General features: G+C 69.2%; 10 protein-coding genes. 8 read left to right on the top strand and 2 right to left on the bottom strand.

The genetic code is table 11. The annotated features are described in order from the left end of the window. Window positions 1-51: 51 nt before the first annotated feature. Complete coding sequence (locus IAE56_RS00535) at window positions 52-708, bottom strand: DUF480 domain-containing protein (RefSeq protein WP_108757885.1); 657 nt, start codon at window positions 706-708, stop codon at window positions 52-54. A gap of 102 nt (window positions 709-810) precedes the next feature. Here IAE56_RS00535 and IAE56_RS00530 point away from each other — a divergent pair, with 102 nt between their 5' ends. The 6 genes from IAE56_RS00530 (at window position 811) to IAE56_RS00505 (ending at window position 7,762) form a co-directional block, all read left to right on the top strand. Next, window positions 811-1,734 (top strand): 5'-nucleotidase, lipoprotein e(P4) family, encoded by a 924-nt coding sequence (locus IAE56_RS00530; RefSeq protein ID WP_200751027.1) that lies wholly within the window; start codon window positions 811-813, stop codon window positions 1,732-1,734. Continuing rightward, the gene (gene pyrF, locus IAE56_RS00525; RefSeq protein WP_071228639.1) at window positions 1,731-2,456 is read left to right on the top strand and encodes an orotidine-5'-phosphate decarboxylase; all 726 of its coding nucleotides are present in this window, start codon (window positions 1,731-1,733) and stop codon (window positions 2,454-2,456) included. Before IAE56_RS00530 ends, pyrF begins: the two co-directional genes overlap by 4 nt. A gap of 219 nt (window positions 2,457-2,675) precedes the next feature. Continuing rightward, the gene (locus IAE56_RS00520; protein WP_200751026.1) at window positions 2,676-3,494 is read left to right on the top strand and encodes a serine protease; all 819 of its coding nucleotides are present in this window, start codon (window positions 2,676-2,678) and stop codon (window positions 3,492-3,494) included. 316 nt (window positions 3,495-3,810) lie between these two features. After that, on the top strand, window positions 3,811-4,764 hold the full coding sequence (locus tag IAE56_RS00515; RefSeq protein WP_108767222.1) for a hypothetical protein: 954 nt from the start codon (window positions 3,811-3,813) through the stop codon (window positions 4,762-4,764). Next, a complete protein-coding gene (plsB, locus tag IAE56_RS00510) occupies window positions 4,764-7,400 on the top strand; it encodes a glycerol-3-phosphate 1-O-acyltransferase PlsB (RefSeq protein WP_200751025.1) in 2,637 nt (878 codons plus the stop codon). The genes IAE56_RS00515 and plsB overlap by 1 nt, the downstream gene beginning before the upstream one ends. Next, window positions 7,397-7,762: a hypothetical protein gene (locus IAE56_RS00505; protein WP_200751024.1), complete on the top strand. Its 366-nt coding sequence runs from the start codon at window positions 7,397-7,399 to the stop codon at window positions 7,760-7,762. Before plsB ends, IAE56_RS00505 begins: the two co-directional genes overlap by 4 nt. A gap of 68 nt (window positions 7,763-7,830) precedes the next feature. Here IAE56_RS00505 and IAE56_RS00500 read toward each other — a convergent pair whose 3' ends face one another. Beyond that, window positions 7,831-8,034 carry a YdcH family protein gene (locus tag IAE56_RS00500; RefSeq protein WP_079224582.1) on the bottom strand — a complete coding sequence of 68 codons (204 nt, stop codon included), beginning with the start codon at window positions 8,032-8,034 and terminating at the stop codon, window positions 7,831-7,833. 92 nt (window positions 8,035-8,126) lie between these two features. Here IAE56_RS00500 and ttcA point away from each other — a divergent pair, with 92 nt between their 5' ends. Then, complete coding sequence (gene ttcA / locus IAE56_RS00495; RefSeq protein ID WP_234455794.1) at window positions 8,127-9,062, top strand: tRNA 2-thiocytidine(32) synthetase TtcA; 936 nt, start codon at window positions 8,127-8,129, stop codon at window positions 9,060-9,062. A gap of 36 nt (window positions 9,063-9,098) precedes the next feature. After that, window positions 9,099-10,004, top strand: coding sequence for a recombination-associated protein RdgC (locus IAE56_RS00490; protein WP_005411825.1), 906 nt, complete (start codon window positions 9,099-9,101; stop codon window positions 10,002-10,004). Window positions 10,005-10,030 lie beyond the last annotated feature (26 nt).

The following is a 10,030-nucleotide window of genomic DNA, read 5'->3' as shown; positions in this document are numbered from 1 at the left end:
CCCCCCCCCCCCCCCCCCCCCCCCCCCCCCCCCCCCCCCCCCCCCACCCCCTCAACCGCCGCGCAGTTCCGCCAGCTGGGCCTGCAGCTCGGCCACTGCCGCTTCCAGCTGGGCCACGCGCTCGGCCAGGCCGGGGTCGGCCGCTTCGCTGCTGCCACCGCCGCTGCTGGCGTACTTCGCGGCCAGCGCCGCACCGTCCACCTCACCGCACAGCAGGTGCATGTAGCGGTCCTCGCGCTGGCCGCTGGCGCGCGGCAGCACCACCAGCAGGGCGCGTTGCTGCAGGCGCTCGATGGCGTGGCGGGCTTCGTCCACATCGGCGAAGCGGTACAGGCGCTCGCTGCGGGTGACCAGCTCGCCCAGGGTCTGCGGGCCGCGCAGCAGCAGCATCGCCAGCAGCACGGTCTGCTGCCGGGTCAGGTCCAGCGCGCCCTGCAGGCGGTGCTCGTAGCGGTCGGCGCGCGAGGAGAAGTGCTGGCGCGCCAGGCCCAGCGTCTCCAGCTGGCGCAGGGCGTGCTGCACGCTGCCGGCATCGACGTTCATCACCGGCTCGCGGGCGGTCTTCTGGTTGGCCGCCGACTGCGCGGCGTTGACCGTCAGCGGGTAGGTGTCCGGGGTGGTCGCCTCCTTTTCCACCAGGCAGCCCAGCAGGCGGGCCTGGACGGCATCGAGCAGGGGGACGTCGGGGGTCTGGACGGGATCGGTCATGGCGGCCTCCGCAAGGCAACGGGTCAACCCCGAAGCATAGCCGTGCCACGGTCATCTTTGCCGGTAAAATGGCCGGGTATATCTGATTGCCGGTGAATCCTGATGCGTCGTCCCTTTTCCCTGTCCCTGACCCTGCTCGCCACTGCGGCGATCGGCCTGTCCGCCTGCAAGCGCGTCGATGCGCCTGCCGCCGAGGCCCCCGCCCCCGACGCCCCGGCCGCGGCCGCCAAGGCCGACGGTGCGCGTGATGCGACCGCCAACGACAACCTCAATGCCGTGCTGTGGATGCAGCGCGCGCAGGAGTACAAGGCGATCACCGAACAGACCTACCGCGCCGCCGCCGACCACCTGGACGCCGCGCTGAAGGAAGCCCACTGGGACGCGCTGGTGCCGGAAGAACGCGGCAACGCGGCCAAGGGCCTGAAGCCGGCCGTGGTGCTGGACGTGGATGAAACCGTGCTGGACAACTCGCCCTACCAGGCGCGCCTGGTGCGCGACGGCAAGGAATACGACGAGCTGACCTGGGACCAGTGGGTGGCCGAGAAGAAGGCCAAGGCCATCCCCGGCGTGGTTGATTTCGCCAAGGCCGCCAATGCCAAGGGCGTGACCCTGCTGTACATCTCCAACCGCGCCGTGCACCTGAAAGACGCGACCCTGGCCAACCTGCGCGAGCAGGGCCTGCCGGTGGCCGACGACAGCGTGTTCCTCGGCCTGGGCACCGTGGTCAAGGACTGCGAGCAGAACGGCAGCGAGAAGAACTGCCGCCGCCGCCTGGCCGGCCAGCAGTACCGCGTGCTGATGCAGTTCGGTGACCAGATGGGTGACTTCGTGGAAGTGACCGCCAACACCAACGAAGGCCGCGATGCACTGCTGCAGCAGTACCACGACTGGTTCGGCGAGCGCTGGTGGATGCTGCCGAACCCGACCTACGGCGGTTTCGAGCCGGCCCAGTTCAACAACGACTACACCCAGTCGCGCCAGGCCCGCCACGACGCCAAGCGCGCCGCGCTGGATTACGCACCGTGAGCCGCGCACCGCTGCCGCTGCGCGATGACGAACGGCTGATCTTCGCCCTGGACGTGCCTGACCGCGTGCAGGCGCTGGAATGGGTCGATCGCCTGGGCGACAGCGTGGCGTTCTACAAGATCGGCATGGAACTGCTCGCCTCCGGCGAGTATTTCCAAGTGCTGGACGAGCTGGCCCGCCGCGACAAGCGCGTGTTCGTCGACCTGAAGTTCTTCGACATCCCGGCCACCGCTGCGGCGGTGATCAAGCGCCTGTCGCAGTGGCCGGTCAGCTACGCCACCATCCATGGCTGGCACCCGGCGATGATGGAGGCCTGCGCGGCCGCCAACAGCAGCGACATGCGCCTGCTGGCGGTGACCGTGCTGACCTCGATGGGGCGCCCGGACCTTGCCCAGATGGGCATCGACCGCGAGCCGGTGGACGTGGTGGTCGAGCGCGCGCTGGCCGCCCAGGCCGCCGGCATTGATGGCGTGATCGCCTCCGGCCAGGAAGCCGGCCCGATCCGTGCCGCCACCGGCGCCGGGTTCTCGATCGTCTGCCCGGGCATCCGTCCGGGTGGCCCGGTCGGCGATGACCAGAAGCGTACCGTCGGCGTGGCCCAGGCCTTCGCCGACGGCGCCGATGCCATCGTGGTCGGTCGTCCGATCCGCCTGGCCGCCGATCCGCAGGCGGCCGCGCGGGCCATCCAGCAGGAAATCGCGTCGGCTCTGGCTGCACGCTGATCCGGCCGGCGCTGCCGGTCACACCGCAATACCGAACGCCATCCCGCTCCGTGCGGGATGGCGTTCGCATTTGTGCGCCCGGCGCTGTCGCAGTCGACCCCGCAGCGACGAACCGTGCGCGCGGTCGCACTGGATCCGGATGTCCCTCCCTCCCAATCGATGCACCGGCGCCGCTCACGGCTGCGCCGGTTCCAATCATCCAAGAGGGAGTACACGGATATGTATCGCAGCACCTCTGCAGTTCTTGCCGGCCTGTTGCTGGCGTTCGCAGCACCCGCCTTCGCCGCACCGCAACCGCGCGAAACGCCGCGCATCATCGGCGGCGAGGACGCCCAGCCGGGGCAGTACCCGTTCATGGTCAGCCTGCAGGGCCTGGCCTTCGGCGACACCGATCACGACCGCCACTTCTGCGGTGGCACCCTCATCTCGCCGTCGTGGGTGCTGACCGCCGCGCACTGCGTGCAGGGCAATTCGCCCGCCGGCCTGACCATCATCGGCAACCTCACCGCGCTGTCCACCGATGCCGCGCCGCGCGCTTCCAACGTCAAGGCCATCCATATGCATCCGGCCTTCAACAGCGGCAATTCGCTGGAACACGACCTCGCCCTGATCCAGCTGGACGCCCCGCTGGCCGACGCGCAGCCGGTGGCACTGCGGCTGCGCCCGGACGCCAGCTACCTCAAGCCCGGCCGCGACTTCACCGTGATCGGCTGGGGCACCACCGAGGAGGGCGCCGATACGTCGCCCACCCAGCTGCAGACGGTGCAGGTGCCGTTCGTGCCATTTGCCGAGTGCCAGCAGGCCTACGCCGGCGAGCTCGCGCGGGGCAAGGTCATCTGTGCCGGGCGCGAGGGCCTGGACAGCTGCCAGGGCGATTCCGGCGGCCCGCTGATGCTCAAGCTGCGCGACGGCTGGACCCAGTTCGGCATCGTCAGCTGGGGCGAGGGCTGCGCGCGGTCCGGCTACCCCGGCGTTTATGCCCGAATCGCCGAAAAACATGCCGTAGATTTCATTGAAGCGGTCTGGCAGAAGGATTGATTCAATAAAATCAAATATTTAAGTCATGTTACATGACGTATTGCCTTAACTTCGGAGGCGGCGTAGCATCGCCGCCATCCGGTCCCTGGGCCGGAGATGTGCCACAACTGTCCACCGGCCTCGCGCCGGTTTGAAGAGCCTGCGATCCCTGTGATCCGGGCTCTTTTTTTATCGCCCGGGGTCAGAGCCCTTTCGCCTGCGAAAGGGATCCGACCCCGCCGATCGGCCCCCTTTCCTGGCGGAACCGTGACCGCACGGCTTGCCGCTGTCACCTTGCAGGCCGCAAGATGCGGGCCGGTACGGGGAGTCCGATTGCATGAGCTTGGCAGTGCGAGGAAGGTCCGCGCGTGGATGGGGGCTGGCAGCCATGGTGCTGCTGGCGGTGGCGGCGTGCCGCCAATCCGGCAGCGACCCGGCCAAGCCGGCGGCCGAGCCGGTGGCGGCGGTGCAGGCCATGGCCCAGCGCCTGGTCGAGGATGACCTGGTCGGCTACGCGCGCCTGTCGGTGCCGCCGGGCCAGTACCAGCGGCTGCAGCAGGCCTGGACCGACGGCCACAGCCAGTGGCCGCTGGGCGAACTGCCGCTGGGTGACCAGATGCTGCCGATGCTGGCCGCGCTGCGCGAGCCGCAGGCCGCCGCCCAGCTGCAGCGCAGCTTCGACCGCCAGCTGGCCGGCCAGGCCAGCGCGGTGCGCCAGGCGGCGCAGTCGATGGGCAACTTCGGCGTGCAGTACCTGCGCCACCAGAAGGGCTACACCCCCAGCCAGCAGACGCATTACATCGCCCTGGTGGAAACCCTGGCCGGCTGGGCGCAGGGCGCGCCGATCAGCGACCGGGCCCGCGCCCGCAGCAGCATCGCCGCGCTGGTCGAGGCCGCCGCCAAGGTCGGCTTCGACAACGAGGACGGCCTGCGTGCAGCCGGCATGGAAGGCAGCCTGCAGCAGCTGGCGCCGTTCCTGCACACCGTCAAGGCGGTGCTGGCCAGCTACGGGCTGGGCGTGGACGACGCCCTGCGCAGCCTGCGCGGGGAGCTGCTCTCGGTGGAAGGCGACAACGCCCTGGTCCGCATGGAATACGAGCTGGCCGGGCGCACCCTGCAGCTGCAGCTGCCGCTGAGCCGGCGCGAAGGCCACTGGTACCTGACCCGCACCTTGGCCGATACCGATGCCCTGCTGCGCAAGGCCGATGCGGCCCGCGCGGCCGCCGCGCCGGAGCCCGCAGAGGCCCCCGCCGCCGGCGGGGAAGCGGCAACCACGCCGCCTAAGCCATAATGGCGCCGATGTCGAAACAGAACCCGCTGCCGTTCCCCGGCGAAGAACCCCAGCAGACGCCCGCCGATCCGGCCGCGGCGTCTCCCTCGACCGGCACCGGCCCCAATCCGGTGCCGCCGCCCGCGCACGCCCGTCCCGCTGGCCGTCGCCCCTTCTGGGCGCGCCTGCTGGGCCGCCTGGTCGAGCCGTGGCTGGCGCTGAAGATCGAGCCGGAGGACCCGGGCCAGTACAACGACGGCCGCCCGGTCGTGTACGTGCTGGAAGACTACGGCCTGTCCAACGCGCTGATCCTGGACAAGGCCTGCCGCCAGGCCGGCCTGCCGTCGCCGCTGGTGCCGCTGGCCGGTGACCCGACCGGCCGCAAGCGCGCCTACCTCGCGCTGTCGCGGCGCAGTTCCAGCAATTCGCTGATCCCTGAACAGCGCGGCGCCAAGACCCACTCCGATTCGCTGGCCAAGGTCCTGCAGGCGCACCGCGTACGCGACGACCTGGACGTGCACCTGGTGCCGGTGTCGATCTTCGTCGGCCGCGCGCCGGACAAGCAGAGCGGCTGGTTCGCTGTGCTGTTCTCGGAAAACTGGGCGCTGGTCGGCCGCTTCCGCCGCCTGCTGGGCCTGCTGCTGAACGGGCGCAGCACCATCGTGCGCTTCGCCCCGCCGATCTCGCTGCGCAGCACCGTGGACGAGGGCCTGGAGCCCGAGCGCACCGTGCGCAAGCTGCAGCGCGTGCTGCGTACCCATTTCCGCCGCATCCGTGAATCGGTCATCGGCCCCGACCTGTCCACCCGCCGCCTGCTGGTGGACCAGGTGCTGGCCGCCGAACCGGTGCGCGAGGCGATCGCCGCCCAGGCCAAGCGCGACAACTCCAAGCCGGCCGACGCCTGGAAGAAGGCGCACGCCTACGCCTGGGAAATCGCCGCGGACTATTCCAGCCCGGTAGTGCGTTCGGCCAGCTTCATGCTCAGCCACGTGTGGAACCGCATCTACGCCGGCGTGCTGGTGCACCACCTGGACAAGTTCAAGGCCGCCGCGCCGGGCCACGAAGTGGTGTACGTGCCCAGCCACCGCAGCCACATGGACTACCTGCTGCTGTCCTACCTGCTGTACGACCGTGGCATCGTGCCGCCGCACATCGTGGCCGGCATCAACCTGAACCTGCCGGTGGTCGGCACCCTGCTGCGCAAGGGCGGTGCGTTCTTCATCCGCCGTTCGATCCGCGGCAACGCGCTGTACTCGGCCGTGCTCAGCGAATACGTCGCGCAGCTGGTGGCCGGTGGCTATTCCATCGAGTACTTCGTCGAGGGTGGCCGTTCGCGCACTGGGCGCCTGCTGCAGCCCAAGGGCGGCATGATCTCGATGACCCTGCGCGCGTTCCTGCGCCAGCCGCGCAAGCCGGTGCTGTTCCAGCCCATCTACATCGGCTACGAGAAGCTGATGGAAGGTGGCAGCTACCTGGACGAACTGTCCGGGCGGCCGAAGGAGAAGGAGTCGATCTGGTCGCTGCTGTGGGGCATCCCGAAGGTGCTCAAGCAGAACTACGGCCAGGTGGTGGTGAACTTCGGCGAACCGATCGCCCTGAACGACGTGCTGGCCGAGAAGGCGCCGGAGTGGAACGGCGAGGCGGTGCCGGAGGACGAGAAGCCGTCGTGGCTGTCGACCACCGTCGACACCCTGGCCGACCGCATCCAGGTGCGCATCAACGGCGCCGCCGACGTCAACCCGATCAACCTGCTGGCGCTGGCGCTGCTGTCCACGCCCAAGCACGCGATGGGCGAGGCCGACCTGATCGCGCAGATCGAGCTGTGCAAGACCCTGCTGGAAGAGATGCCGTATTCGGGCCGGGTGACGGTGACCCCGCACTCGCCGGAGCGGATCATCGCCCACGCCGAGGAAATCAACGTCCTCACCCGCATCAAGCACCCGCTGGGCGACGTGCTCAGCGTCAGTGGCGATACCGCGGTGCTGCTCAGCTACTTCCGCAACAACGTGGTGCACCTGTTCACCGCCTCGTCGTGGGTGGCCTGCTGCTTCCAGAACAACCGCCGCATGAGCCGTGCCGGCCTGGTCCGCCTGGGCCGCACCGTGTACCCGTTCCTGCAGGCCGAGCTGTTCCTGCCGTGGAGCGAGGACGAGTTCGCCCAGCGCATCGAGCAGACCATCGACGTGTTCATCCGCGAAGGCCTGCTGCAGCAGGTCGCCGACGATGACGGCGGCATGCTGACCCGCAACACCGGGCAGACCGACGAGGTGTTCCGCCTGCGTGCCATCGGCCATTCGCTGCAGCAGGCGTTCGAGCGTTACTACATCGCCATTTCGGTGCTGGTGAAGAACGGCCCGGGCACGCTGGGTACCGCCGAGCTGGAAAGCCTGTGCCAGCAGGCCGCGCAGCGCCTCAGCCTGCTGTACGCGCCGGCCGCGCCGGAGTTCTTTGACAAGTCGCTGTTCCGTGGCTTCATCCAGAAGCTGCGCGAGCTGCGCTTGGTGTGGCCGGACGAGAACAGCAAGCTGCTGTTCGACGACCGCCTGGACAGCTGGGCCAAGGACGCCAAGTTCATCCTCGGCCGCGAACTGCGCCACACCATCGAGCGCGTCAGCCCGGAAGCGGCACGCCCCGACGAGCCGACGCCGCAGGCATGAGCCGCCCTGGCCGGTGGATCAGCCCCGCGTGGCTGCTGCCGGCCATGCTGCTCGCCGCGGTGACGGCCCAGGCCGCGCCGGCCTGCGTGGAGGACACCCTGCCGGGCCGGCTGGCCGATGCACCGGTGCGCCTGTGCGTGGACGCCGCTGACGGCAGCGCGCCGCGCTACACGCTGTGGCTGGCCGATGCCGAACGCATCGCCGGCGAGGAAGACGCGGTGGTCGGCACGGGCCTGCAGGGGGACTGGTACGGCCACCCGCTGCGCCTGCACTGCCGCGCGGAGGGCGCCGTGCGCCGCTGCGACCTGAGTGTCGACGGCGAACCGGCGTGGAACGCCGATGTGGTCATCCCGAACGGGTAACGCCCCGACACGGTAGCGCCGGGCCATGCCCGGCGATGGATCCACGCCACGCGTGGATGGGCCCCCGCTTACGCCGGCTCGTCCGGAATCTGCAGGCTCTCCAGCTTCGCGATGCAGTCCTTCAACTGCAGCTTGCGCCGCTTCAGCCGTTTCGACTCCAGCTCGTCCTCGCCATTGGCGGCCATCCGGGTGATCTGTTCATCCAGCACGCGGTGTTCGGCGCGCAGGGCGACGAGGCGTTCGACGATCTCGGCGGGGCTGTAGGTATCCACAGCCTCCGAGCATACACAGCGCCGATGACCATCGGGAGAGGGCAACCCCGCGCCGCGGCCGGCGCCGGTCCCAAGCCGGTAGAATGGCAGCCATGAGCGCCGTGATTTCCCTGCCCGATCCCTTGCCGCGTGCGCCTGTCGCACCGCGCGTGGGCCCGCGCGCGGAACACCTGCGTGGGGAGCAGCCGCTGGCCAAGCGCCTGCGCCGCCAGGTCGGCCAGGCCATTGCCGATTACGGCATGATCGAGGCCGGCGACAAGGTGATGGTCTGCCTGTCCGGCGGCAAGGACAGCTACACCCTGCTGGACCTCCTGCTGCAGCTGCAGAAGAAGGCCCCGGTGCCGTTCGAGCTGGTCGCGGTCAACCTGGACCAGAAGCAGCCCGGCTTCCCCGAACACGTGCTGCCGGACTACCTGGCCCGCCTGGGCGTGGCGTACCAGATCATCGAGCAGGACACCTATTCGGTGGTCAGCCGGGTCATCCCGGAAGGCCGCACGATGTGTTCGCTGTGCTCGCGCCTGCGCCGCGGCGCGCTGTACAACCATGCCGAGAAGCACGGCTTCACCCGCATCGCGCTGGGCCACCACCGCGACGACATGGTGGCCACCTTCTTCATGAACCTGTTCCACCACGCCAAGCTGTCGGGCATGCCGCCGAAACTGCGCAGCGACGACGGCCGCCACGTGGTCATCCGTCCACTGGCCTACGTACGCGAGCGCGATATCGTCGCGTACGCCCAGGCACGTGATTTCCCGATCATCCCGTGCAATCTGTGTGGCAGCCAGGAAAACCTGCAACGCCGCCAGGTCGGGCTGATGCTCCAGCAGTGGGAAAAGGAACATCCCGGCCGCATCGACCAGATCGCCCGGGCCATGGGCCAGATCCACCCCTCGCAGCTGGCCGACGCCAGTCTGTTCGATTTCATGGCGCTGGGCCGTCGCGACGAGGCACCCTTGTCCGATGCCCATGCCTGGCTGGCCGGTTCGCCGGCCGATGCCGACGCAGCACCCGAGACGCCCGCCCTTTAAGGTGGGACGCCCTTCCTCTTCGCCATCCGGAATTCCATGTTCTTTCGCAACCTGACGTTCTTCCGTTTCCCGACCACCACCGATTTCTCCGAAGTGGACACCCTGCTGCCGCACGCCCTGCTCAAGCCGGTCGGTGCGCTGGAAATGAATTCGCGTGGCTTCATCTCGCCCTTCGGCCGCGAGGAGAAGGAGCTGCTGTCGCACCGCATCGCCGAACACCTGTGGCTGACCGTGGGCGGCGAGGACAAGATCCTGCCGGCGGCGGTGGTCAACGACCTGCTCGAGCGCAAGCTGGAGGAGATCGAGGAGAAGGAAGGCCGCCGCCCCGGTGGCCGCGAGCGCAAGCGCATGAAGGACGACCTGCTGCATGAACTGCTGCCGCGCGCCTTCGTGAAGTCCTCGCGCAACGATGCCTTCATCGACCTGCAGCACGGCTATGTCGCGGTGGACACCTCCAGCCGCAAGACCGGCGAGTACTTCATGTCCGACATCCGCGGCCTGCTCGGCAGCTTCCCGGCGATGCCGCTGAACGCCGAAGTCGCGCCGCGCTCGATCCTGACCGGCTGGATCGCCGGCGAGCCGCTGCCGACCGGCCTGAGCCTGGGCGAAGAGTGCGAGATGAAGGACCCGGTGGAGGGTGGCGCGGTGGTCAAGTGCCAGCACCAGGAACTGCGCTGCGACGAGATCGACAAGCACCTGGACGCCGGCAAGCAGGTGACCAAGCTGGCGCTGATCTTCGAGGACAACCTGTCCTTCGTCATCGGCGACGACCTGATCGTGCGCAAGCTGAAGTTCCTCGACGGCGCCCTGGACCAGCTGGAGCATGCCGACGAAGACGGCCGCCGCGCCGAGTTCGACGCCCGCTTCGCCCTGCAGAGCGCCGAGATCCGCCGGCTGTTCCTGCTGCTGGAAGAAGCCTTCAAGCTCAGCAAGGCTGACTGAACAGGCACTGCGCGGGCCGCCGGTCA

The sequence above is a fragment of the Stenotrophomonas sp. S41 genome, assembly GCF_016624625.1.
GTDB lineage: Bacteria > Pseudomonadota > Gammaproteobacteria > Xanthomonadales > Xanthomonadaceae > Stenotrophomonas.
Note: the sequence above shows the minus strand (reverse complement) of the source record. Positions and strands in the feature narration are given on the sequence as shown.